General features: G+C 65.7%; 23 protein-coding genes. 12 read left to right on the plus strand and 11 right to left on the minus strand.

Translation table 11 applies throughout. The features are described from left to right. Positions 1-1427, plus strand: a 1427-nt coding sequence (locus tag HGO92_RS08565) for an HNH endonuclease signature motif containing protein (RefSeq protein WP_169993754.1), incomplete at its 5' end; no start/stop codon positions are given. 111 nt (positions 1428-1538) lie between these two features. On the opposite strand, the gene HGO92_RS08570 is transcribed toward HGO92_RS08565, so the two are convergent. After that, complete coding sequence (locus HGO92_RS08570; RefSeq protein WP_240974516.1) at positions 1539-2888, minus strand: GAF domain-containing protein; 1350 nt, start codon at positions 2886-2888, stop codon at positions 1539-1541. A gap of 178 nt (positions 2889-3066) precedes the next feature. Between HGO92_RS08570 and HGO92_RS08575 the strand changes: the two genes are divergently transcribed. Then, a complete protein-coding gene (locus tag HGO92_RS08575; protein WP_169993756.1) occupies positions 3067-4857 on the plus strand; it encodes an NAD(P)/FAD-dependent oxidoreductase in 1791 nt (596 codons plus the stop codon). Positions 4858-4945: 88 nt separating this feature from the next. Here HGO92_RS08575 and HGO92_RS08580 read toward each other — a convergent pair whose 3' ends face one another. Then, positions 4946-6286 carry a family 4 glycosyl hydrolase gene (locus HGO92_RS08580; RefSeq protein WP_169993758.1) on the minus strand — a complete coding sequence of 447 codons (1341 nt, stop codon included), beginning with the start codon at positions 6284-6286 and terminating at the stop codon, positions 4946-4948. A 71-nt stretch (positions 6287-6357) separates the two neighbouring features. Between HGO92_RS08580 and HGO92_RS08585 the strand changes: the two genes are divergently transcribed. The 7 genes from HGO92_RS08585 (at position 6358) to tsaD (ending at position 12151) form a co-directional block, all read left to right on the plus strand. Continuing rightward, positions 6358-7455: a carbohydrate kinase family protein gene (locus tag HGO92_RS08585; protein ID WP_169993760.1), complete on the plus strand. Its 1098-nt coding sequence runs from the start codon at positions 6358-6360 to the stop codon at positions 7453-7455. Between the two features lie 87 nt (positions 7456-7542). Then, positions 7543-8808, plus strand: coding sequence for an alanine racemase (alr, locus tag HGO92_RS08590; protein ID WP_169994395.1), 1266 nt, complete (start codon positions 7543-7545; stop codon positions 8806-8808). Beyond that, entirely contained in the window at positions 8805-9380 is a 576-nt protein-coding gene (gene tsaE, locus HGO92_RS08595) for a tRNA (adenosine(37)-N6)-threonylcarbamoyltransferase complex ATPase subunit type 1 TsaE (protein WP_169993762.1), read from the plus strand. The genes alr and tsaE overlap by 4 nt, the downstream gene beginning before the upstream one ends. 106 nt (positions 9381-9486) lie before the next feature. Beyond that, positions 9487-9855: a hypothetical protein gene (locus HGO92_RS08600; protein WP_169993764.1), complete on the plus strand. Its 369-nt coding sequence runs from the start codon at positions 9487-9489 to the stop codon at positions 9853-9855. 18 nt (positions 9856-9873) lie between these two features. Then, the gene (tsaB, locus tag HGO92_RS08605) at positions 9874-10542 is read left to right on the plus strand and encodes a tRNA (adenosine(37)-N6)-threonylcarbamoyltransferase complex dimerization subunit type 1 TsaB (protein WP_169993766.1); all 669 of its coding nucleotides are present in this window, start codon (positions 9874-9876) and stop codon (positions 10540-10542) included. 41 nt (positions 10543-10583) lie between these two features. Next, on the plus strand, positions 10584-11087 hold the full coding sequence (gene rimI, locus HGO92_RS08610) for a ribosomal protein S18-alanine N-acetyltransferase (protein ID WP_169993768.1): 504 nt from the start codon (positions 10584-10586) through the stop codon (positions 11085-11087). Then, positions 11084-12151, plus strand: coding sequence for a tRNA (adenosine(37)-N6)-threonylcarbamoyltransferase complex transferase subunit TsaD (gene tsaD / locus HGO92_RS08615; RefSeq protein ID WP_169993769.1), 1068 nt, complete (start codon positions 11084-11086; stop codon positions 12149-12151). The genes rimI and tsaD overlap by 4 nt, the downstream gene beginning before the upstream one ends. A 65-nt stretch (positions 12152-12216) precedes the next feature. Here the strand turns inward: tsaD and HGO92_RS08620 are convergent, their stop codons facing one another. From HGO92_RS08620 to HGO92_RS08630, 3 genes are all read right to left on the minus strand, one after another. Beyond that, the gene (locus tag HGO92_RS08620) at positions 12217-12648 is read right to left on the minus strand and encodes a type II toxin-antitoxin system VapC family toxin (RefSeq protein ID WP_169993771.1); all 432 of its coding nucleotides are present in this window, start codon (positions 12646-12648) and stop codon (positions 12217-12219) included. Continuing rightward, entirely contained in the window at positions 12645-12908 is a 264-nt protein-coding gene (locus HGO92_RS08625; RefSeq protein WP_169993773.1) for a type II toxin-antitoxin system VapB family antitoxin, read from the minus strand. Before HGO92_RS08625 ends, HGO92_RS08620 begins: the two co-directional genes overlap by 4 nt. 91 nt (positions 12909-12999) lie before the next feature. Further along, positions 13000-14148 (minus strand): glutamate--cysteine ligase, encoded by a 1149-nt coding sequence (locus HGO92_RS08630; RefSeq protein WP_169993775.1) that lies wholly within the window; start codon positions 14146-14148, stop codon positions 13000-13002. Positions 14149-14272: 124 nt separating this feature from the next. Between HGO92_RS08630 and HGO92_RS08635 the strand changes: the two genes are divergently transcribed. Continuing rightward, positions 14273-15916 (plus strand): glycoside hydrolase family 3 N-terminal domain-containing protein, encoded by a 1644-nt coding sequence (locus HGO92_RS08635; protein WP_169993777.1) that lies wholly within the window; start codon positions 14273-14275, stop codon positions 15914-15916. 43 nt (positions 15917-15959) lie between these two features. On the opposite strand, the gene HGO92_RS08640 is transcribed toward HGO92_RS08635, so the two are convergent. Next, positions 15960-17222 (minus strand): THUMP-like domain-containing protein, encoded by a 1263-nt coding sequence (locus HGO92_RS08640; RefSeq protein ID WP_169993779.1) that lies wholly within the window; start codon positions 17220-17222, stop codon positions 15960-15962. Positions 17223-17298: 76 nt separating this feature from the next. Here HGO92_RS08640 and HGO92_RS08645 point away from each other — a divergent pair, with 76 nt between their 5' ends. Next, the gene (locus HGO92_RS08645) at positions 17299-17898 is read left to right on the plus strand and encodes a maleylpyruvate isomerase N-terminal domain-containing protein (RefSeq protein WP_169993781.1); all 600 of its coding nucleotides are present in this window, start codon (positions 17299-17301) and stop codon (positions 17896-17898) included. A gap of 53 nt (positions 17899-17951) precedes the next feature. On the opposite strand, the gene HGO92_RS08650 is transcribed toward HGO92_RS08645, so the two are convergent. Together HGO92_RS08650 and HGO92_RS08655 are read right to left on the minus strand one after the other, a co-directional pair. Beyond that, entirely contained in the window at positions 17952-19106 is a 1155-nt protein-coding gene (locus HGO92_RS08650) for a sulfite oxidase (protein WP_169993783.1), read from the minus strand. 31 nt (positions 19107-19137) lie between these two features. Beyond that, positions 19138-19902, minus strand: a complete 765-nt coding sequence (locus tag HGO92_RS08655) for a Crp/Fnr family transcriptional regulator (RefSeq protein ID WP_169993785.1) — start codon at positions 19900-19902, stop codon at positions 19138-19140. 181 nt (positions 19903-20083) lie between these two features. Between HGO92_RS08655 and HGO92_RS08660 the strand changes: the two genes are divergently transcribed. Next, positions 20084-20461 carry a VOC family protein gene (locus tag HGO92_RS08660; RefSeq protein ID WP_169993787.1) on the plus strand — a complete coding sequence of 126 codons (378 nt, stop codon included), beginning with the start codon at positions 20084-20086 and terminating at the stop codon, positions 20459-20461. Positions 20462-20500: 39 nt separating this feature from the next. Here the strand turns inward: HGO92_RS08660 and HGO92_RS08665 are convergent, their stop codons facing one another. Genes HGO92_RS08665 through HGO92_RS08675 form a run of 3 tightly spaced genes read right to left on the minus strand, consistent with a single transcriptional unit; the run spans position 20501 to position 23287 of the window. Continuing rightward, entirely contained in the window at positions 20501-21259 is a 759-nt protein-coding gene (locus HGO92_RS08665; protein WP_169993789.1) for an iron ABC transporter ATP-binding protein, read from the minus strand. Continuing rightward, positions 21256-22263, minus strand: coding sequence for an iron chelate uptake ABC transporter family permease subunit (locus HGO92_RS08670; protein ID WP_346768893.1), 1008 nt, complete (start codon positions 22261-22263; stop codon positions 21256-21258). Before HGO92_RS08670 ends, HGO92_RS08665 begins: the two co-directional genes overlap by 4 nt. Continuing rightward, positions 22256-23287 (minus strand): ABC transporter permease, encoded by a 1032-nt coding sequence (locus tag HGO92_RS08675; RefSeq protein ID WP_277351884.1) that lies wholly within the window; start codon positions 23285-23287, stop codon positions 22256-22258. The genes HGO92_RS08670 and HGO92_RS08675 overlap by 8 nt, the downstream gene beginning before the upstream one ends. Positions 23288-23321: the final 34 nt, after the last annotated feature.

Here is a 23321-nt window from a genome sequence, read left to right on the forward strand (position 1 = left end):
ACACCAGCAGTAACGCGCTGAACTCTGCCAGTGCTGCCGGCAACGCCGAGGCCGCGACCAGCGCTGCGGGTACCGTTCTGGTTGCCGATGCCGGAGTGCGGGGATTCGAGGAGCTGGATTATCGGTCGGCGGTGGAGCAGCTGGTAGCGGGCCGGCGGCTGGCGGCCTGGCTGGACGCGGGCCTGGTACGCCTGACCCACCGCATCGGCCAGACCGCCGTCGAAGAGCTCCCGCCGCCGGATCCGGGTACGCCGCCGGCCGGCCGGGCCGAGCTGGAGAATCTGGCCGAGCAGTCCGTGGTCGAGGAACTGGCCTGCCTGTACCGGATCACCGAGCACCAGGCCCGCGGCCGGTACGAGAGGGCCCAGGAGCTGTGCGAACACTATCCGGGCACGCTGGCCGCGCTCACCGCCGGGGACCTGGATCTGGAACGCGCGGGCGTGATCACCCGGCAGGGCGACACCCTGCCCGACGACGCGAAACCCGGCTTCGAGCAGGCGCTGCTGGTGGAGGCGCCGGATAAAACCCCGGGCGAGCTGCGCTCCGCGGCGCGGAAACAGCGCGAGAAACTGAACCCGGAAACCATCACCGTCCGCCGCGAACGCCAGGAACAGTGCCGCAACGTGTACCTGGAACCGGCGGATGACGGCATGGCGTTCCTGGGCGCGTACCTGCCGGCGGAGGAAGCGTACGCCGCGTACGACCGCCTCACCCAGTCCGCCCGGAGCCTGCAAACCAAGACCGAGACCCGCACGCTCGGGCAGCTGCGCGCCGATGTCTTTATCGAGCTGCTGCTGAACGCTGGCATGGAGGCCGGGCCGGCGGCCGGGATCCGGCCCGAAGTCGCGCTCACCGTGCCGGTGTTCACGCTGATGGGCCTGGACGAGGAACCGGCAACCCTCGACGGGTACGGGCCGATCCCCGCCGACACCGCCCGCAAACTCTGCGAGGGCGCGGACTCGTTCTACCGGATCCTGACCCACCCCGAGACCGGGACCATCCTCTCCTACGGCAAAACCGTGTACCGGCCGCCGGCGGATCTGGCCCGCGCGGTCCGCCACCGCGATACGACCTGCACCGCGCCGGGCTGTCATGTTCCGGCGAAGGACTGCGACCTGGACCACACCATCGATTACCATGCGAACGGCGGCCACGGCCGGACCGATTTCGGCAACCTCGGCCCGCGCTGCGGCTCGGACCACCGGCTCAAATCCCTCGCCGGCTGGAAAGTCACCCAAACCAGACCCGGGGAATACACGACCACCACGCCCGGGAACCAGACCTACACCACGAAACCCGGTGACACCGGAGCCGGACCGCCATCCTTCACCGACCGGATCCTCGACGCGCTGCCCGACAACTTCCGCAACCGCCTCAAACCCAAAAAACCACCACCACCGGAACCCGAAAAAGAACCACCATTCTGACCGTTGGTGAAGCTCTGACCAGTGCTGAAGCGCGGGAGTTGGCGCGTGACAGAATCTGCCAGACGTTGTCCCGTGCGGGCTCCTCATCGAAGCCTTTGGAAATCTCGCCGGTCAGCTGCGTAAGGTTCGGTCCAGTAAATCGATCCGGGCACGGAAGGCGGAGCATCGGGGGTGCGAAGGGCCGAGCAGTTGTTCCAGTGCTTCCACGGCGCCGGCATCGCCCGAGCCCATGTCCGTGGCCAGCCATCGGCTGATCAATTCGGGGGAGCCGCTGCTGCGTACGGCGGCACCGACGGCAAGGTTCAGTTCCTCGCGCAGGAGTTCCACGCAGAGCAGATTTGAGCGGGGCAGCAACGGCGCACTATAGGTATCGAGACCCTCACGTACCTTGCCTTGGCGTAGCAGTTCCATCACCTGGCGGGCATCCGATCCCCGTTCCTGTAACCCGGTCAGCCGGTACGGCGACGAAGCGACGACGGAGCCGAGAGCACCTCGGATCCGGTGCATTTCTATGCGGACCGTCGAGGGCGTGCCGGTGTCGCCGTAGAGCTCGAACGCGAGTTCGTCCGCGCTCCAGCCTTGGCGGCGGGAATCCAGCAGTGCCAGGATTTCGGCCCGGCGCAACGTCAGCGGAACCTGCGAGCCATCGCTCAGCACGGCGGCAGGCTTGTCGCCCAATAGTTCCAACCGCACACCCGCGGACGATTGCGCGGCGGCCGATCCTCGGGAAGCCTTGCGGCGCTCCGGTGGGGCGGAAGCAGTAGCCCGGGCGTCGTCGTCGTGCTTTGCCAGCAGTTCCTCGGCCACTCGGACGCCGCAGCGGACCATGCGCAGGCTGTCCGCAGTCAGCGTATCCAGCGGGCCGGACACATCGAGCACCCCGAGGATGTGGCCGGTGCGTGGATCCCGGATCGGTGCGGCCGTGCATGCCCACTCGTGGTGGGTGCGGACCAGGTGCTCGGCGGAGAACAGTTGCACTGGAGCGCCCGTGGTCAGGGCCTGGCTGATGGCATTGGTGCCGATGCCGGCCTCGGACCAGTCCGCGCCCTCGATGAACTCGAGTGAATCTGCCCTGCGGAGCACCGCCGGACTGCCGATCCGCCACAGCACTTCGCCGTGGGAATCGGTAATGATGAGAAGGTGGCGGCCGTCGGAACCTTCTTCGGCCAGCAGGTCTGTCAGCGCGGGCAGCGTTGTCTGGAGACGGTGGCCGCGGCGCAGGTCGGCGACGTCGGCCGGATCATGCAGGTGCCTGGGGCTGTGCTGGTCCGGGTCGATTCCCAAGTCCATGGAACGTCGCCAGGAGGCGACCAATCCGGACGGAATTTCGGGGCGGTGGACTCCGCCGATGACCTGCTCGTGCGCGGTGCGCAGCAGTCGGGCGTACTCGTGCGGCGCGGTGAAACGCAGCCCCGGTTCCAAGGCAGCACCCGTATTTGGATGGGGCGGGCTTGCAGGCAACCGTGGCTCCTTCCTTCGATGCCAGCCGGAGTGAACGGGTACCGACGGCCATGTAACGCCGTTGCAACCCCCGCGGGCAGACACTGGTGATGTCGATCACGTTCGCACCAGCATACGCGTACCGCCGAAGCTGTTGCGACACTCAGCGGATACGAGCAGTTGACACAAAGGAGTGGACATGGCGGAATCACCGAACGACGTCGCGCAGGCGTGGCTGGACAACTTGGACGGGGCGCTGCAGGCAGGAAATATCGACGGCGCCCTGGAGCTCTTCGACGACGAGTGCTTCTGGCGGGACTTTGTTTCCTTCACCTGGAACCTGAAGACCTTGGAAGGCAAGGCCGCGATCCGGCGGATGCTTGAAGCCAGGCTGGCCGACGTGCAGCCCTCCGGCTGGAAACTGGCCGAGGACGCTACCGGGGATGCGGCGGCCACCGAGGCCTGGGTCAATTTTGAGACCGGTGCCGCGAGGGGCTGGGCGCATCTGCGGCTGCGCAACGGCAAATGCTGGACCCTGCTGACCACCATGCAGGAGCTCAAGGGGTTCGAAGAGAAAAAGGGGCCCAACCGGGACAAAGGCGTGGCGCATCGCATCACCAAGGGCCGTAAGTCCTGGCTGGAACTGAAGGAAGAGCAGGAGGCCAGGCTCGGCTATGAGGAGCAGCCCTACACTGTCATTGTCGGCGGCGGGCAGGGCGGGATCGGGCTGGCGGCGCGGCTGCGGCGGCTCGGCGTGCCCACCATCATTATTGAGAAGAACCAGCGGCCGGGAGACTCCTGGCGCAACCGGTACAAGTCCCTGCACTTGCACGATCCGGTCTGGTACGACCATCTCCCGTACATGAAGTTCCCGGATGACTGGCCCGTCTTCGCCGCCAAGGACAAGATCGGCGACTGGCTGGAGCACTACACCCGGATCATGGAGCTGAACTACTGGTCCGGCACCGAGTGCACCAAGGCCTGGTTCGATGAGGCCGCCGGCGAGTGGATTGTGGACGTACTACGCGACGGCGAACCGGTCACCTTGCGGCCGAAGCAGCTGGTCTTCGCCCTCGGCGTTTCCGGCTACCCGAACATTCCGAAGTTCGACGGCGCGGACTCCTTCCTGGGCCAGCAGCACCATTCCTCCCAGCATCCGGGCGGCGGGGACTGGACCGGGAAGAAGGCCGTGGTCATCGGCTCCAACAACTCGGCGCATGATATCTGCGCCGACCTGTGGGAGTACGGCGCGGACGTCACGATGGTCCAGCGTTCCTCCACGCACATCTCCCGCAGCGAGTCCCTGATGGATCTGGGCCTGGGCGACCTGTACTCCGAAAAGGCGCTGGCCAACGGGGTGACCACGGAGAAGGCCGACATGCTCTTCGCCTCGCTGCCGTACCGGATTCTGCCGGACGCGCAGAAACCGGTCTACGAGAAGATGGCGGAACGCGACGCAGAGTTCTACTCCCAGCTTGAGGCCGCGGGCTTTGACCTGGACTTCGGTGAAGATGGTTCAGGCTTGTTTGTGAAGTACCTGCGGCGCGGCTCCGGCTACTACATCGACGTAGGTGCCTCCCAGCTGATCATCGACGGCCGGGTCAAGCTGGCCAACGGGCAGGTGGACAAAATCACCGGCAACGCCGTGGTGCTCGACGACGGTACGGAGCTGGAAGCGGACCTGATCGTCTACGCCACCGGCTTCGGCTCGATGAACGGTTGGCTGGCGGACCTGGTGTCGCCGGACGTAGCCAACCAGGTGGGCAAGTGCTGGGGATACGGCTCCGACACCCCGAAGGATCCCGGTCCGTGGGAGGGCGAACTGCGCAACATGTGGAAGCCCACCAACGTGGAGAACCTCTGGATCCACGGCGGTAACCTGCACCAGAGCCGGCACTACTCCACCTACCTGGCGCTCCAGCTCAAGGCCCGGATGGAGGGTCTGGAGACCCCGGTGTACGACCTGCAGGAGTCCCACCATGCGCGCTAGCCGGGCAACCCCCGTCCAGGGAAACCTAATGCAAAAGCAATAAACAACGACGTCGGCTGGTCACCTAAGGCGACCGGCCGGCGTCGTGCTATGCCCACTTGTAGCCGTGGGCCTGTTCGTAGGCCTCCAGCAACCGGTTCGCCACGTGGCCCGACAGGATCAGCGGGTGAATCATGAAGGCCCGCAGGGCTGCATCCCGGTCTCCATGGGCTGCCTTGATTGTCTCCTGTTCCACCGCCTTCAGCTGCGCCATGAGGCCGGCCTGGTGGAGGGTCAGCGGCTGCCTCACCGGCAGCGGCCGGGCGCCATCGGCCGTCACCTCTGAAGGGACCTCAATGACGGCGTCCTCGGGAAGCTGGGGAAAGGTGGAGCCGTTGCGGACGTTCAGGATCAGCTCGGTCCGTTCTCCGGAGAGCAGTCCCCGCATGGTCTGGAGCGCTACTCGTTCATAACCGCCGCCGGTCACATCGCACTCATCCCGCGACCCGCCTTCGGGCCGGGCTTCTGCTAGATAGCCCTCTTCGCGCGACCGTCGGACAGCATCCCAGTCTTGGAACGGCGTCGGCGAAGAGTGCAGTTTGGCATAGAGCTCCTGCTGCTGATCGTGGATGGATTCGCCGCGGGTCCTGGCTGCACCGGCCATGGCCAGCGTCGCTTCGCGCCGGAAGTAGTAGTAGAACAAGTACTCATTGGGAACGGTTCCGAGTACCCGAAGCATCGGCGCGCCGAACACGCGGCCCTCTTCGAAGGAAGCCAGCGCCCGCTCATCGGACAGTAACTTGGGAAGCCGATCCTCGCCGTCGTAATTCAGGGCACGCAGCCAGCCCAAATGGTTCAGGCCCACGTAATCGACGCCGGTCAACCGCCCCTCCCGAAGCGGGACTCCGACAGCCTGGGCCGCGCGCCTGACCAATGCGACGGGGGAGTCGCAGATGCCGATGACCCTGCGGCCGAGGATCTTCTGCAGTGCCTCGGTGACCATGCCCGCAGGATTGGTGAAGTTGATGAGCCACGCGTCCGGGCAATGGACCTGCATTTGCCGGCCGATTTCCAGGACGGCGGGGATGGACCGAAGCGCATAGGCGATGCCGCCGGCGCCGGTTGTTTCCTGGCCGAGTATGTTTAGCCGCGCCGCAACGCGTTCGTCGACGGTCCGGCCGGCAGTGCCGCCGGGGCGGATGGCGCAAAAAACCACATCCGCACCGGCGAGAGCGTCCTGGAGGTTTTCGGTCAGCGTGAACCTGGGCGGTTGGGCGTCGTCGGGCAGGGGAAGGTCACGCAGGACGCGTGCGATGGCCTGAAGCCGGCTGCCGTCCGTATCCTGCAGCACCAGTTCATCTATAAGCCCCGCATAGGGTCCGGTGGAAAGCGCCCGGTAGACCAACGGCACCCGGAAACCTCCGCCGCCCAGAATTACCAGCTTGACCACAGCACCCCTTTGACGATTTGCCCGGCTGGATCAAAAAATGACAGCCAGCCCCCTGCTTGTATTGTGCCAGTATGACCAACATCCTCAACCAACCGCACGGATATGACCCTTTGGCGGCAAGCCGGACACCGGACAGCCCCGTTTTCGACCTGCTGCTGACAGGCCCGGTCTTTCTGGACATTATCTTCACCGGTCTGAGTTCCCTGCCGGAGCCTGGGGAGGAACTGTGGAGCGAGGGAATGGGGTCCTGTCCCGGCGGTGTGGCAAACCAGGCCATTGCCGCCAGCAGGCTGGGCTTGAACACCACACTGGCTGCGGCGTTCGGGGATGACGCGTATGGCGAGTTCAACCGCAATACCATCGGTGCGCAGGAGTACGTTGACCTGTCCCTGTCGCGGAACTTCCCCGGCTGGCATTCGCCGGTCACGGTCTCCCTCTCCACCAGCAGGGACAGGTCGTTTGTTACGCATGGCCACGCTGCCCCGCTTAGCGCATCCGAACTGGTCGGCAACCCACCGCCGTGCAGGGCTGCCATCACGTCGCTGGCGCCGGAACTGGAACCGTGGGCACTGGCGGCTGCTGCCAACGGGACAAAACTCTTCGGCGATGTCGGCTGGGACCCTACCGGGCAGTGGTCCGAGTCCACCTTGGCCAATCTCGAAAAGTTCCACGCGTTCCTGCCGAACGACGCGGAGGCCATGCGCTACACCGGAACCGACGATCCGTGGGCGGCGCTGTATGCGCTCGCGGACCGGGTGCCGGTGGCCGTGGTGACCCTGGGCTCGCGCGGAGCGATTGCCATCGATTCGATCACGGGCGAAGAGGACTGGGTGCCGGCACTGCCGGTGAAGGCCTACGATTCGACCGGTGCCGGGGACTGCTTCAGCGCCGCCTTCCTGATGGGCACGCTGGCCGGATGGAAGCTGGCCGACCGCCTCGCGTTCGCCAACCTGTGTGCCGCGCTGTCCGTCCAGCAATTCGGCGGGTCGCTGGCGGCGCCGGGCTGGGGCGATATAGCGGACTGGTGGCAACGTGTGAACGATGCGCGCGAGGGAGTCCGCGGCCAGTGGCTGCGCCGGTATGCCTTCCTGGAGAAGATCATCCCCGAGATCCCGCCGCTGGCCGTCCGCCGGGCCACCGCCACTGTGGCACGGCATTCGGATGTCTGAGACCGGCCTGAGGGCGGCTAGTTAGCGGGCCTGAACCGGATTCCGGGCTGCTGATGAAAGAATGAACGGGTGAGTTCTCCAGCAGGCATGAGATATGACCGCCAGGCAGTGATTGACCTGGACGCCATCCGGGCAAACGTCCGGCACTTCCTCGAGATCGCCGCTCCCGCGCGGGTGATGGCCGTGGTGAAGGCGGACGGCTACGGGCACGGCGCCGTTGAGGTTGCCCGCGCGGCGTTGGAAGCCGGGGCAAGCTGGCTTGGCACTGCGCACATTTCCGAAGCGCTCAAACTCAGGTCCGCCGGCTTCGACGCACCGGTCCTGGCCTGGCTGCACACTCCCGATAGCGATTTCGACGCCGCCATCAACGCCAACGTGGATCTGGGCATTTCCGGTTGGGAACTGGAATACGTGGCGGCGGCGGCAAAGCGGCAGGAACGTCCGGCGCGCGTGCAGCTCAAGATCGACACCGGGCTGGGCCGCAACGGCTGCCCGCCTGCCCAATGGGAGCCGCTGGTCAGCCGGGCCGTGGAGTTCCAGGAGGAAGGGCTGCTGCGCGTGGTCGGCGTCTTCTCGCACCTGGCTGTCGCCGACGAACCGCACCGGCCGGAAACGGATGAGCAGATCGACCGGTTCCGCGAGGCGGTGGCGGTGGCTGAGAACGCCGGCCTGGACCTTGAGGTGCGCCATCTGGCCAACACACCCGGAACCCTGACCCGCCCGGATTCGCACTTCGACCTGGTTCGCGTTGGCCTTGGCTTGTATGGTCTTTCACCTTTCGAGGGGCAGGTGCCGGAGGACCTCAAACTCAAGCCGGCGATGACCCTGCGCGCCCGTGTGGCCAACTGCAAACTTGTTCCCGAGCACCAGGGAGTTTCCTACGGCCTGCGCTACCACACCGAGGAGGCCACAACCCTGGTCCTGGTGCCGATGGGCTACGGCGATGGCATTCCCCGCAGCGCCAATGGAGCCCAGGTTGCCATCGGCGGCAAGCGCTATGACGTGGTGGGCCGGGTCGCCATGGACCAGTTCGTGGTGGATCTGCGCACCTCCGAGGCCGAGGACCTTGTCGGCGCGGAAGTCATTCTGTTCGGCCCCGGCGAGGATGCGCCCGGGGCAGAGGACTGGGCCGCGGCGGCCGGCACCATCAACTACGAGATCGTCACGAGGGTCAGTCCGCGGGTTCCCCGCGTCTACATCGGCCAGGACCTCGAGACCGGAGCGGCCGCCGGCATGGAGCCTTCCGTGGACTTCACCGGGAATTACGACGGCGCGAACCACAACTTCGGGAATTACGACGGCGGGGCCTCCGCCGCCGCGGGGGGCGGCAACGGCGCGGGAGACCGCGAGTGACTGACCCCGCGGAACCAACACCGGAGTGGGAAGCGGAGTATCCGGTAGCCAGTGCCGAAGAAACCCAGGCCCTTGCTGCCCGGATCGGCGCACAGCTGCAGGCGGGTGACCTTATCGTCCTGACCGGGGAACTCGGTGCAGGCAAAACCACCTTCACCCAGGGGCTGGGCGAAGGCATGGGCGTGCGCCCCGGCATCATCTCGCCCACCTTTGTGCTGGTGCGGGTCCACCCCAGCCTGGGAGACGGGCCGGATCTGGTGCACGTGGACGCCTACCGGCTGGAGTCGGCCGGCGAGATTGACGACATTGACCTGGAAAACACGATGGACAGCGCCGTGACCGTGGTCGAATGGGGCCGCGACCGGGTGGAGCACCTGGCAGAGAGCCGGCTGGACATCACGCTGGTCCGCGCCACCGGAGCTGACCTGGCCGCAGCCGGAGCCGAAACTGCCGCGGAAGCCGGCGGCAGCTCCGCCGTCGTACTTGATTTTGATGATTCGGACGACGCCGAAGACCGGCAGATCCGCATCGCCGCGTACGGTCCGCGTTGGGCCGGCGGCAATCCTTTCTAGGGGCCGCACCGGACAGGCGTTCACCTAGTGTGTACAAGATCGCCTGACGGGGATTGCAGTCGGTGAAAAAAGTCGGAGAAAAAATCGATGAAGGGATCAGGAGCGCGTGGATGTCTCTGGGGGATTGGCGGGCATCGCGGCAGGCGCAGCGATGGTGCTTGCCGGTTGGCGAGCCTACTCCGGCCGCTGGCGCCGGTGGCTGGCTTATACCGGCCTGATCCCCGGCGTGCGCAGCTACCCCGGGCTTGGCCTGCTCTACGGTGGAATAAGTTTCCTGCTGGCGCCCGCGGCCGTCTGGACAGCTGAAGCCGGTGCACCGAAGGCAGCTGTCGCCGCGCTGATCGTTCCCGTCCTTGCCGGAATGCTGATTTGGCTGCTGAGCCATGCGTGGCTTCCGCGCTTTATGCGCCCCGAATGGGTCCGGGCAACCGAACGGAATGAAGAGTTGTACGCACGGCATCAGGGCGACGGCTAAACCACGTAAAATGGTCTGGTGCTCATTCTCTCCATCGATACCTCCGCCATTGCCAGCGCGGCCCTCATCACCGGAGACGGAGAGACCCTGCAGGCCTTTGCCACCGAGGACACCCGGACCCACGCCGAAGTGCTGGCGCCCGGCATCCAGGAAATACTAACGACGGCGGACGTCACGGCCGCCGATATCGACGCCTTGGTCGTGGGTGTGGGTCCCGGGCCGTTCACCGGCCTTCGCTCCGGCATCGCTACCGCACGTTCGCTGGCGTTCGCCTGGAACAAGCCCCTGCACGGGGTAATGAGTCTGGACGCCATCGCTGTGGAGGCAGCGCTGGATGCCTGGCGGCTGGGGATCGACGAGTTCATCGTGGCCACGGACGCGCGCCGCAAAGAAGTCTATTGGGCGCGGTATCGCAGTACCGGGGGAACCCCCGAACTGCTGGACGGTCCGCACGTCTCCGCGCCGGCGGACGTGCCGGAGCTGCCGGCCTACGGCAAGGGCGCGGGTATCTATCCGGACCAGCTGCACGCCGTCGCGGACTTCAGCGGCACCCAGCCGACCGCCGAAGCGCTCGGCCGTACCGCCGTCGTCAAGCTGACACGGGGTCTGCCCCTGCTGGAAACCACGCCGCTGTACCTGCGCGAATCCGATGCCAAGGTTCCCGGACCGCGGAAGCGTGCCCTGTGAAGGCGGCGGACAAGGCCGTGCAACGCGGAAGCATCCGGCCAATGACCGAGGCCGATATTCCCGAGGTCGACGCCCTTGAACAGAGCCTGTTTCCGATGGACGCCTGGCCCACCCAGATGTTTTTCGATGAGCTGTCCCAGCCCGAAACCCGCAGCTACTACGTCGCCGTCGACGCCGTGGGGACGGTGATCGCATACGCCGGACTGATGTGCATCGAGCCGATCGCAGACGTGCAGACCATCGCTGTGGTGCCGGAGTGGGAAGGGCAGGGGATCGGCAGCCTGATGCTGACCTGCCTGATCGAGGAGGCTGCGCGGCGCAAGGCCAAGGACGTGCTGCTCGAGGTCCGGGCGGACAACCCGAGGGCGCAGCGGCTGTACCAATGGTTCGGTTTCGAACAGATCCACCGCCGCCCCCGCTACTACCGCGACGGTGCCGACGCGCTGATCATGCGGCTGGAACTCGCCGGCTGGACCGGAGCGCCCGGCGCACGGCGGGAAGCGGCCACAGACACGAGCACAACCACCACGGAGGAGACCCGATGAACCGCAGCGAACCGCTGGTACTGGGCATCGAGTCCTCCTGCGACGAAACCGGTGTAGGCATAGTCCGCGGTGACACCCTGCTGACCAACACCGTCTCCTCCTCGATGGAGGAACACGTGCGTTTCGGCGGCGTGATTCCGGAGATCGCCTCGCGCGCCCATCTGGATGCATTTGTTCCCACGCTGCGCCAGGCGTTGGATGAAGCCGGCGTGACACTGGACGAGGTCGACGCTTTGGCCGTGACCTCGGGCCCGGGCCTTGCGGGCGCGCTGATGGTGGGCGTCTGCGCGGCCAAGGCGCTCGCCGTCGCAACGGGCAAACCGCTCTACGCGATCAACCACCTGGTGGCGCATGTCGGCGTGGGGCTGCTGGATGGCGGGGAACTGCCAGAAAACCTCGGCGCGCTGCTGGTCTCCGGCGGCCACACGGAGATCCTGCGGGTGAAGTCCATTACCGACGACGTCGAACTGCTCGGGTCCACAATCGACGACGCCGCTGGCGAGGCCTATGACAAGGTGGCCCGCATCCTCGGGCTCGGCTACCCGGGCGGGCCGGCGATCGACAAGCTGGCCAAGGAGGGCAATCCGAAGGCCATCCGGTTCCCGCGCGGCCTGAGCCAGCCCAAGTACATGGGCTCCGCCGAGCAGCCCGGGCGGCACCGGTACGACTGGTCGTTTTCCGGGCTGAAGACCGCGGTGGCCCGTGCCGTGGAGCAGTTCGAGGCGGCCGGGCAGGACGTGCCGGTGGCCGACATCGCCGCGTCCTTCCAGGAAGCGGTGGTGGACGTCATCACCGCCAAGGCCATGCTGGCCTGCACCGAGCACGGCATCACCAACCTGCTGCTCGGCGGGGGAGTGGCCGCCAATTCACGGCTGCGCGAGCTGACCGCGGAACGCTGTACGGCCAACGGGATCACGCTGCGCGTCCCGCCGATCAACCTCTGCACGGACAACGGCGCCATGGTCGCGGCACTCGGCTCGCAGATCATCATGGCCGGCGGACAACCGTCCGGGATCGATTTCGCCCCGGATTCCTCCATGCCGGTGACCAGCGTCCACCTTTAGCAACGCCTCCCTCAATCGAAGTAGCAGAAAAAGCCCTTCCCAGGTCTGGGAAAGGGCGTTATCTGCTACGTCGAAGTGCCGGGCGCGGCTGCTGGGGGTTGTTCTGGGTTGAAGGCCCGTTCCACGTCCGTGTGAGTGAAATCGTCCCCCATGAACAACAAAGGTTCGCCGAGCTCTATGGCCAATGCGTAACTGAAGCAGTCGCCGAAATTTAACTGAGCTTTGTGTCCTGTCCCTTTGCCAAAATCACGATAGGCGGCCCTGGCTATGTTGGCCTGCTCCGTGGTCACCGGTTCGATGGAGGTCTCCGCGGCACTCAGGAACTTGTCCAAAAGACGCGACTTCTCCGGCATTCCCAGACGGTCGATCACAACACCGGTCTCTACGTACGTCGCCGCAGACATCCGGGTGAGATTCATGGTGATCAGGCGACGAAAGTGGGTTGCCTCAGGTTCATCGGTCAGGACCGCGATGATTGCGGACGTATCCACGATCATGCGGGCAGGCCCTGTTCGTCGTAGAGGTCGTCGCCCTTCAGCCGGTCTAGTTGCTGTGCAGAGATACCCCGGCTGAATTCCACGGCGATCTCAGATAGGGCCTGAGCTTTGATAATGGAGGGTGGGTCCTGTCCCTCGGGAAGGCTGGACAGATAGAGTTCCAGAGCTTTTTCGATGACGCCAGTCTGCGTAAGCCCCGTGCGCAAAGCAGCCTCACGAGCCAAATTGTGGACGTGCTGATTCTTGATGTTCAGACTCATGAGGAACCCTTTCTACCCTCCCAATTCTACCTGTCTACCCAGCTGCCGGAAAGCGCGCAAGGACGACTAGTTGAGTGGCCGGTTGGGGGAGTTAGGCTTCGCCGCGCAGCTGCCGGACAACATCGAGCACGACGGCGCGCAGGTCGCCGTCGTTCTCTGCTGCAATCCGGCGCTGGCGCTGGTAGCCGGCGCCGCGCTCGATGATCTTCTCCACGTCCGCCAGTTCGTCGCTGCAGCCAAGCTTCTTCGCCACCGGTTCCAGCCGGTTGAGCACGTCTTCACGCAGGTGCTCGGTGACTAGCTTTTCCCTGCCGGCGCCGTCCAGGATGACAATCGCTTCCATGCCGTACCGGGCCGCGCGCCACTTGTTCTCCTGCACATGCCACGGCGGCATGGTGGGGATGGCCCAGCCGTCGTCGAGGACGGTGGAGAACTCGTCCACCAGGCACTGCGTGAGCGCGGCGATGGCGCCGACATCCTGCAGCGAGGACATGCCGTCGCAGATACGCATCTCGATGGTGCCCAGCGCGGCGACCGGGCGGACGTCCCAGCGGATCTCGCTGAGCGTATCGATCACCCCGGTGTTGAACATGTCCTGCACATAATCTTCGTAGTTCGCCCAGGCGGGGAACTGGAACGGCAGGCCGGCGGTAGGCAGCTGTTGGAACATCAGCGCGCGCTGCGAGGCGTAGCCGGTATCCTCGCCGCCCCAGAAGGGGGAGGAAGCGGACAGTGCCTGGAAGTGCGGGAAGTAGTTGACCAGGCCGTCCAGCACGGGCAGGGCCTTGTCCCGGTGGTCCAGGCCCACGTGGACGTGCACGCCGTAGATCACCATCTGCTGGCCCCACCACTGGGTACGGTCGATCAGCTTGGCGTAACGCTCCTTGTCCGTCACCGGCTGCGAGCGCGGCGCCGCGAAGGGGTGGCTGCCGGCGCAGAAGAGCTCCACGCCCATCGGATCCGTCACATCCCGCACGGCGGTCAGGGCATCGCTAAGTTCGCCCTTGGCCTGCTCCACGGACGTACAGATTCCCGTGACCAGTTCCACCGTGTTCAGCAGCAACTCCTGCTTGATGTGGGGGTGCTCGTCGTCGTCCTTGAGCTCGGGGTGCTTGGCGGCGACGTTGCGCAGCACTTCGGAGGCCGCGGACACCAGTTCGCCGCTCCGGCCGTCCACCAGCGCCAGTTCCCACTCGACACCGAGGGTGGACTGGGCGGATGATGCGAACTCGATATTCAAGCTGACTCCTGATCTGCTGCGCGGCTTGCCGAGGCGCTCCGAGTGCGCTTCGGCTGTGCTCCCGTCACGCGGCTTGCGGCAGAGAACCCAAGTCAGATTCTACGGCAGTGGTACCGTCAAAGACGTGAAAAAGTTCGGTTCCCGGCGCCTGGCGCTGGGTGTGTTGGCGGCCACGTCCGCACTCCTCATTTCCTCCTGTACCGCCCCCGGCCCCGCGCCCGAGGGCAGCGTGTCCGCGCCGCCGTCGTCCGTTGCCGCGCCCACCGAGCCGCCCGCGCTGTCCTGGGGGCCAAACCAGGATCATCACGACGACGCCGCTGCTGCCGTCGAGGCGATGAGCCTTGAGGAAAAGGCCGGGCAGGTCATGGTGTCCTTCTACTCCGGAACCGATCCGGCACCGCAGCTGGCCGCCATTGAGGAACTGCATCTGGGCGGCAGCATCATTATGGGCGACAACGTCCCGCTGACCGCGGATGGCACAGTGGATGTGGCGGCGATGGCGCAGATCAACAAGGCGCTGCAGGACGCGATGTTCAACTCGCGGGACTGGCCCGGCATCATCTCGGTGGACCAGGAAGGCGGGATGGTGGCCCGGCTGGGCGCGCCGCTGACCGAGTGGCCGACACCGATGACCTACGGCGCCGCGGCGGATGAGACGGTCTCGCGGGACTCCATGGCGGCGATGGCCACCGAACTGGCCGCGCTCGGCTTCACCATGGACCACGCGCCGGGACTGGACCTGACGATCGGACCGGCAGATCCCACTATCGGGGCGCGGTCCCTGGGCAGCGACCCGGAGCGGGCCTCGGCGCAGGCTCCGGCGCTGCTGGAAGGCTTCGAGAAGGCCGGGGTCATGCCCAGCGTGAAGCACTTCCCGGGCCATGGCTCCGTGACCACCGATTCGCACCTGGCCTTGCCGGTGCAGGACGCCTCCGTGGCGGAACTGCAGGCGCGGGACTGGAAGCCGTTCAAAGCGGCGATCGACGCCGGGGCACCGGTGATGATGATGGGCCACATTGCCGTCCCCGCGCTGGAACCGGGTGTTCCGTCGTCGCTGTCGGCACCGAGCTACCAGGCGCTGCGGGACCTGGGGTTTGAAGGCGTCATCATCACGGATGCACTGAACATGGGTGCAGTGGAGAACCAGTACCCGGGCGGCCAGGCTGCGCCGATGGCGCTGGCCGCCGGCGCCGATCTGCTGCTGATGCCTGCGGATCCGTATGCCGCGCACGCCGCGATTCTTGCCGCGGTGGAGGACGGCACGCTGGCCGAGGAGCGGCTGGGCGAAGCCGCTACCCGGGTAGTCACCATGCAGCTGTGGCAGAAATCCATCGCGCAGACGCCGTCGCTCGCAGAGATCGGCACCCATGCCCAAGACTCGCAGGAAGCCTCGGCCGCCGCGCTGACCGTTCTGACCGGACAGTGCTCGCGCGAGGATCAACTGGACGGCTCGCTGACCATCCAGGGCGCAGACCCGGCGGCCAACCAGCGGCTGGCGGAGGCCGCAGAGGCGCGCGGGCTGGCGGTAGGCTCGGGGCCCACGGTCACCCTGCTGGCCGGGCCCGAGAGCGGAACCGGGGACATTGTTGTTTCGCTGGACGCGCCCTGGGGGCTGGAGTTGTCCTCGGCCGAGGTGAAGGCCGCGCTCTACGGCGACACCCCGGCAGCGTTCGAGGCGCTGCTGGACTACCTGACCGGCGAGGCCGGCGCACCCGGCACCCTTCCAGTGGACGTCGGCGAACACGAAACCGGCGCCGGCTGCGGGTAACACCGGCAGAGGCAGGCGTCCGGCGCAAAGGCGAATCTCGGTGCTACGGCCGGGCGCTGCGGCTTCGGCTGCGGTGTCCGGCTGCCGGGATAGGCTCGACGACAATGGCCACCCGCTCCTCGCCCATGCGGGTCAGCACCAGGGTGGCCTTGTTCGGCCCCTTGCCTGAACCGGTGAGCAGGGTCTTGCGCAGTTCCTCCGGCGTGACCGAGGTGCCGCGCTTCTTGATCTCCAGCGTCCCGATCCTGCTGGCCTTCACCCATGCTTTGAGCTTCTTGACGTTGTAGGGGCGGACCTCCAGCACCTTGTACGCACGGGCAAACGGAGTCTCCAGCAGGTCCGGCGCGCAGATGTAGGCGATGTGCTCATCGAGCAAATGCCCGCCGAGCTGCCGTGCCACATCAGCCACCAGCCCCGCCCGGATCACCGCGCCGTCCGGTTCATACAGGTAGCCCTCGGCCGGTCCAACGGAAACATCCTGCTCCGAGGGTACGTAGGCCACGTCGCTGGTGAGCTCCGCCGAACCGCCGTTCGAGATGACCAGGGCGGCCCGCCGGACACCGGGCCGGGCCAGGCTGTTGAACCACAGCGTCGCCTCGGTCACGTCCCCGTCCACCGAAACCCACTGGGCCTCGCAGTCTGCCGGAAGCGCGTCATGCGGAATTCCCGGGCCCATTTTGACGCCGACCGGAAGTCCCTTGTCCGCCAGTTTTTCGACGAAGGACAGCGGCGGCGAGAAAGCTTCGGGATCGAACAACCGGGTGGTGCCGGACGTCGTCGTCGTTCTTCTGGCCGGATCCAGCCAGACGCCGTCGACGCCGGTCAGGTCCACCTGCTCCGCATCGGCGTTAACGACGGTGGCGTTGGGCCAGGGCATGAGATTGATAGTGGCCACCGCGGCCGTGGTCTCATCACGTTCGACGGCGGTGACCTTGCGTTCCAGTGTGGCCAGGGCCAGCGCATCAGCGCCGATCCCGCAGCCGAGGTCCGCAACGTGCTCCACGCCGGCCTGGACGAACCGTTGGGCATGCAGCGCCGCGATGTTGAGCCGGGTCGCCTGTTCCAGGCCTGCCTTGGTGAACAGCATCTGCTCGGTGAAAGGCCCAAATTTGGCAGCGGCCTTGGCCCGCAGCTTGGATTGGGTCAGCGCGGCCGCGACCAGTTCGGGGGAGTGGCCTGCCTTGCGCAGGTTCGTGCTGATCTTGAGGCTGTCGGCTTCCGAATAAGGCTCCAGGGAGTTCAGCAACTCCCAGCCTTCCGGCGTGAGGATGGGAGCAATATTCTCGGCGGAGGTCTCGGATGCCATGCTTTCAAGCCTAGACCAGCGCGTGCCGTCGGCCCGACACGGGTAGTTCCGGCGCATCGCGTGGCATCATGGGCTCATGATTCCCGGAGCGGCAACATATCTGGCGGCGGCACAGCACTTCCGCGAGGTGATGGCCCGGATCCCGGACAGTGCCTGGGACGAGCCGGGGCTGGGGGACTGGAACGTGCGGACGCTCGCCGGGCATACCAGCCGTGCGCTGGTTACCGTCCTGACCTATCTGGAGCGGCCGGCCCAAAATATCGACGTCGAATCCACCGCCGCGTACTACGCCGGGCTGGACTTTACATCGTCGCCGGACATTACCGCCAGGGCGGTGGCGGCGGGGGAGGAGCTGGGGCCGGCGCCGCTTGAGACCGTGGACCGGCTGCTGGCGCAACTGGGAAGTGTGGTGCCGGTGGTCTCGGACCGCGTGATCGAGACGATCGCCGGCGGGATGCGGTTCAGCGACTATCTGCCCACACGGATTTTCGAGCTGGCAGTGCACAGCCTGGATCTGGCGGCCGCCTGCGGCGTTCCGGCGTCGTTGTCTCCTGAAGTGGAGATGGCCGCGATGAAGGTGGCGATGGAAATTGCCGCCGCGCGGGGCGATGGCAGCCTGCTGCTGCTGGCACTGACCGGAAGGGCTTCGCTGCCACCGGGTTTTTCCGTCGTGTGAGATGGTGGCGGACTGCGGGAGGCAGCTCGTAGGTCATGACGGGCACCGCGGGTCTAGGGGAGTACGGTACCGTCCGAAACCGATGGCAGCACGGTGACTTGCAACCGCTGGACGGCGTTGTTGCCCATGCCCTGGTAGTTCCACTCCGGTTCAAGTGGCTGGATGTTCCCTACGGTGTCCTCGGCGCGGCAGATCAATTCATGATCCCCCGCTTCGGCTTGCCAGGAGCAGGACCAGCCTTGCCACGCGTGCCTCCCATCCGGCTCGTCCAGTTGCGCCGGCAGCCAGCGGCCATCGACACTCACGTGGACAGACTTGATGGGACCGTATCCGGACCATGCACGGCCCACCAAGATGGTCTCGCCGGCGGGCACGATGGGCCGGCGGGAAGCAAAATCGGGAATGCCCGGGGGAGCCATGAGCGAGCGGACACGTATCCGCGTAACCGGTTCGCCTGGATCGTCGGCGTCCTGTTGCAAGCGGTAGGCAAAGCGCTGCTGGAAACCGTCGAAAGCGTGGGTAATGGCCTCGATGCTGTGGAGCCACTTCACGCTCGCCATGCCGTACCAACCGGGAACTACCAGACGAACGGGAAAGCCGTGCTGCGGCAGGAGCGGCTGGCCGTTCATCTCATAGGCCAGCAGGAGACCACCTGAGATAGCGGTCCGCACGGGCAGGCTGCGTTCATAGGCATGGGCCACACCTCCCTGAAATCCCCGGTCCGCTCCGCTGAAGACCAGCTCCACCGAATCCGGCCGCAGCCCGGCCTCATCCATAAGCGGCGTCAGCGGCGTACCCGTCCACTCCGCCGTACTAACGCCGCCGTGGAGCCAAGGCTGGGACACGGGGCGCGGTTTTAGAAAAGTCCGGCCGTTGCCGGCGCACTCAAGAGTGACGCCCATGGACACTCTTTCCCTGAGACGGAGATCAGCCAGCGAGAACTCCAAGGGCTCGGCGACCTCTCCGCCGATCTTCAGGCGCCAGCTGACCGGATCGACCATCGGAACATCCCAGTGCATCACCAGATAGTGCATGCCAGCGGGCGTCCGGTTCCAGCGCAGCAGCTCCAGCGGCATCGCGTGATTGCGGGAGGCCAACAGCACTTCCTCCGGGCTGAAGTCGCCGGTAGTTGGTTCCGCGGCGTGCGGCTGTGGTGTGCTGTTGGTGGTGTGATCCGCTATGGGCGCCTGACCCAATGTTGTAGTCATGGATTGATGGTGCGCTTCTTCTGCCCCTATGTCAGGAACCTGGGTTCCATTTGCTCAGTTCGATGAGCCGCTCCGGCTCGAGAATCACAATGCGGTCCCGCTCGGTCCGGACTGTGCCGCTTTCACGGAGTTCGCGGAGGATCCGCACGACAACTTCCCGGGCGGATCCTACGGCGTCGGCAAGCTCCCGCTGGCTTGTCGTCACCACGAACTGGCGGTTTCCGGCTTCGTGGCTTCCGGCTCCGGCCGGGGAAGAGGCCAGCTGGCCGGAGGGTCCGCCGGGGCCTGCAAGATCGAGCAGGTGCCGTGCCACCCGTTGGCGGACGGAGGTGAAGGCAGCTCCCGGAATTTCCGCGATGAAGTGAAGCACCCTGTCGCTGAGCTCACGGATGAGGGCCACCGCCACGCGGCTGTCACGAGCCGTCGTCTGGCGGACCACCGCGGGGGAGAACTGCACCAGTTTCATTTCGGTGAGGGCGAGCACCGTTGCCGGCATGGTGAACTCGTCGCTGAACAACGAGACCACGCCGATAAGGGACCCGCTTCGGCAGTACCGGACCGTGGCCGTTTTCCCATCGGGCGCCGTTACGAAGATCTTGGCCAGCCCGGAAACGACGAGCTCGAAGTGCACGGTGGCGTCGCCTTCATGATGGATCACGGAACCGGCGTTCACCGTTGCCAGCGAACTGCCGGCCAGCAGTTCTTCCAGCACGTGGGCCGGAATCGCGTGCAGATGTGAATCAGCTATGGCCCGGGCAATCCCGGTATCCGCAGTGGCCGATTCCAACCTGACCATGCTGACCTCCGTGTGAAGGGAGGCGACCCGCGGCGTCTCCTCGTCCTATGGTAGGAGTCTTCAGGAGGAAGATCGAGGGGCGCAGCGCCCACGAACGTCCCGCCCGCGCTATGGAAAATGCGCCACCGCGGTGCCAAGCTTGGTGGTGTTCAGTAATCCGTCATGCCCAAGGGAGAACACCGTGTTCACTGCCAAGCAAGCGGTCAGCAGCTTCAGCGTCAACGACACAGCTGCGGCGAAAGACTTCTACAGCCGGACGCTGGGCCTTCCCGTTGCGGACGGGGACATGGGCACCCTGGACGTGACCATTCCCGGCGGGGCCACGGTGATGATTTACCCCAAGGAGAATCACGAGCCGGCCTCATTTACTGTCCTGAACTTCGTCGTGGACGATGTGGAAGCCGCCGTGGACGAGCTCAACCAGGCCGGGGTGAAGACGGATATCTACGGCGGTGCGGATCTTCCCACGGATGCGAAGGGCATCATGCGCGGCAACGGTCCGGACATCGCCTGGTTCAAAGACCCGGCAGGAAACGTCCTGTCAGTGCTCAAAGCCTGAAACAACGACGGCGGACAGCTGTCCTTAGCACACAGTCCCCTAGGCGAAGTAGACGCCGATCCGGTTGCCCTCGATCTCCTCGATGCGGATGTCGATCTCGTAGACATCGCGCAGCACCTCCGGCTGCATGATCTGCGCGGGTGCGCCCTGATGGACCAGCCGGCCCTCGCGCATGGCCACAATGTTGTCTGAGTAGCAGGAGGCGAAGTTGATGTCGTGGATAACCAGGACCACCGTCTTGCCCAGCTCGTCCGTCAGCCGCCGCAACAGGCGCATCATCTCCACAGCGTGCTTCATGTCGAGGTTGTTCAGCGGTTCATCGAGCAGCAGGTAGTCAGTGTCCTGCGCGAGCACCATGGCGATGAAGGCGCGCTGGCGCTGGCCACCGGAGAGCTCGTCCACGAACTTATCCGCCATGGCGCTCAGGTCCAGGTAATCCAGCGCCTGGTCTATATACGCCTTGTCTTCAATGCGGGGCCGCCCGCCGTGGTGCGGAAAGCGCCCGAAACCCACCAGGTCGCGCACCGTCAGCCGGACCGTGAGCTGGTTGTCCTGGCGCAGGATGGCCATTTTCCGCGCCAGTTCCCGGCCGGGGGTATCGTTCACGTCGAGGCCATCGATCGTGACGGAGCCGGCGTCCATGTCCAGCAGCCGGCTCATCATGGACAGCAACGTTGACTTGCCGGCGCCGTTGGGGCCGATGATCGAGGTGATGCCGCCGTCCTTGATGTAGCAGCTGACGTCGTCGACGACGGTCTGGGTGCCGTAGCGCTTGGAGACGCCGGAGACGTGGATCATTTGACTTTGCCTTTCAGCAGCAGGGCGATGAAGACGATGCCGCCCACAAATTCAATGACGATGCTCAGCGCCGTGTCGAAGGCGAAGACCTGCTCCAGCACCAGCTGGCCGCCCACCAGCGCGATGATGCCGAGCAGGACGGCGATGGCCAGCACCGAGGTGTGCCGGAAGTGCGAGCACAGCTGGTAGGCCAGGCTGGCCACCAGCAGCCCGAAGAACGTGATCGGGCCGACCAATGCCGTGGATACGGCCACCAGCACCGAGCAGATGATCAGAACGGAGATGACTGAACGTTTGTGGTCCACGCCGAGGTTGATCGCGGTTTCGCGGCCCAGCGAGAGCACGTCCAGCTGGTGGCGCATGCGCCAGGCCAGCACGCTGACGGCGGCGACGGCCAGCGCGGAAACCAGCAGCAGCAGTCCGTCCACGTTGTTGAAGCTGGCGAAGAAGAGGTCCTGCAGGATGATGAACTCGCTCGGATCAATCAGCCGCTGCAGCAGGGAGGAGATGCCGCGGAACATCGTGCCGAAAACGATGCCCACCAGCAGCATCAGGTGCAGGCTCTTGCCCCCGCCGGTGAACAGCCAGCGGTAGAGCAGGAAGGAGAACGCCACCATGAGGGCCACTTCGATGACAAAGCGGGCCGGGGCGCCCATGGTCAGCAGCGCCTGGCCGCCGATGGCGAATGTCAGCCCGGTCTGGATCAGCATGTAGAGGGCGTCGAAACCCATGATCGACGGCGTCAGGATCCGGTTGGAGGTGACGGTCTGGAACAGCACGGTGGAGACTCCGACGGCGTACGCCACCAGGATCATCGAGCCCACCTTGATGGCGCGGCGGGGCAGGATGTAACCGATGTTGCCGCGCAGGTCGATCAGTATGAAGGCCGCCACCAGGGCAGCGGCCAGCACTGCCAGGGCAATGATCCAGGTCTTCGGGGGGATGCCCTTGATGGGCCGGCGCTGATGCTGGGTCAGTGCCGTGGGGAGGCCGGTGCTAACCACGGCGTTCACGCTTTCGAAGGAGCAGATAAAGGAACATCGCGCTGCCGATGGCCGAGACGATGACGCCGACGGGAATTTCGTACGGGAAGCGGATGGTCCGGCCGATGATGTCGCAGACCAGGACAAACCCCGCGCCGAAAACGGCCACCCAGGGCACGGCCCTGCGGACATTGTCGCCAAAAATGATGGACACCAGGTTCGGCACGATCAGCCCGAGGAAGGGAATGGACCCAATATTGACGACGACGACGGCGCTGATCAGCGAGACAATGATCAGGCCGAGGGTCATTACCCGGTTGTAGTTCAGTCCGAGGTTGGTGGAGAACTCCTGACCCATGCCGGCCATGGTGAAGCGGTCCGCGCAGAGGTAGCCGACCAAGGTCAGCACGGCGACGATCCAGAGCAGTTCGTAGCGGCCGCGCAGCACACCGGAGAAGTCGCCGATCATCCAGCTGTTGAGCGTCTGCAGCAGGTCATAGCGGTAGGCAAAGAATGTGGTGACAGCGGCAATCACGCCGCCCAGCATGATGCCCACCAAGGGAACCAGCAGCGTGTTGCGCAGCGGTATCCGGCGCAGCACCAGCAGGAAGAGCGCGGTGCCGGCGGCCGCGAATACGGTGGCCGTGGACATCTTTGCCAGCAGGGAGGCGCCGGGGACGGCCACCGTGACCACCAGAATGCCCAGCGACGCGGATTCAACAGTGCCCACGGTGGAGGGCTCGACGAACTTGTTGCGCGCCATGAGCTGCATGATCAGGCCTGCAACGCTCATGGCCATGCCGGCCAGGATGACGGAGACGGTCCGCGGCACCCGGCTGATCCAGAAAATATCCCACGCTGTCTGGTCGCCCGCGAGCAGTGCGGGCAGTGAAACGTCGCTGACCCCAACAAACATGCTGGCAATCGCGAGCGCGATAACGGCGGCACCGGCCACCGCCAGCTGGCCACCGGAACCGCGCGGGCGTGCCAGAGCTACCCGGCCGGAGATTGCCGGGGTGGAACGGGTCATCGTCGAGGAAGCCATGGTAGGTCTCTTCCGCTGCGGGCCGGATGGACCG

The sequence above is a fragment of the Crystallibacter degradans genome (assembly GCF_012952295.1).
GTDB lineage: Bacteria > Actinomycetota > Actinomycetes > Actinomycetales > Micrococcaceae > Crystallibacter > Crystallibacter degradans.

Bases quoted from the DNA above. Each gene is read 5' to 3' on its own strand.
- alr (WP_169994395.1), top strand. From the start codon at position 7,543: ATGAGATATGACCGCCAGGCAGTGATTGACCTGGACGCCATCCGGGCA.
- HGO92_RS08675 (WP_277351884.1), bottom strand. From the start codon at position 23,287: ATGGCTTCCTCGACGATGACCCGTTCCACCCCGGCAATCTCCGGCCGG.
- HGO92_RS08585 (WP_169993760.1), top strand. From the start codon at position 6,358: ATGACCAACATCCTCAACCAACCGCACGGATATGACCCTTTGGCGGCA.
- HGO92_RS08575 (WP_169993756.1), top strand. From the start codon at position 3,067: ATGGCGGAATCACCGAACGACGTCGCGCAGGCGTGGCTGGACAACTTG.
- tsaD (WP_169993769.1), top strand. From the start codon at position 11,084: ATGAACCGCAGCGAACCGCTGGTACTGGGCATCGAGTCCTCCTGCGAC.
- HGO92_RS08645 (WP_169993781.1), top strand. From the start codon at position 17,299: ATGATTCCCGGAGCGGCAACATATCTGGCGGCGGCACAGCACTTCCGC.
- HGO92_RS08665 (WP_169993789.1), bottom strand. From the start codon at position 21,259: ATGATCCACGTCTCCGGCGTCTCCAAGCGCTACGGCACCCAGACCGTC.
- HGO92_RS08655 (WP_169993785.1), bottom strand. From the start codon at position 19,902: ATGGTCAGGTTGGAATCGGCCACTGCGGATACCGGGATTGCCCGGGCC.
- rimI (WP_169993768.1), top strand. From the start codon at position 10,584: ATGACCGAGGCCGATATTCCCGAGGTCGACGCCCTTGAACAGAGCCTG.
- HGO92_RS08640 (WP_169993779.1), bottom strand. From the start codon at position 17,222: ATGGCATCCGAGACCTCCGCCGAGAATATTGCTCCCATCCTCACGCCG.
- HGO92_RS08650 (WP_169993783.1), bottom strand. From the start codon at position 19,106: ATGACTACAACATTGGGTCAGGCGCCCATAGCGGATCACACCACCAAC.
- HGO92_RS08625 (WP_169993773.1), bottom strand. From the start codon at position 12,908: ATGAGTCTGAACATCAAGAATCAGCACGTCCACAATTTGGCTCGTGAG.
- HGO92_RS08620 (WP_169993771.1), bottom strand. From the start codon at position 12,648: ATGATCGTGGATACGTCCGCAATCATCGCGGTCCTGACCGATGAACCT.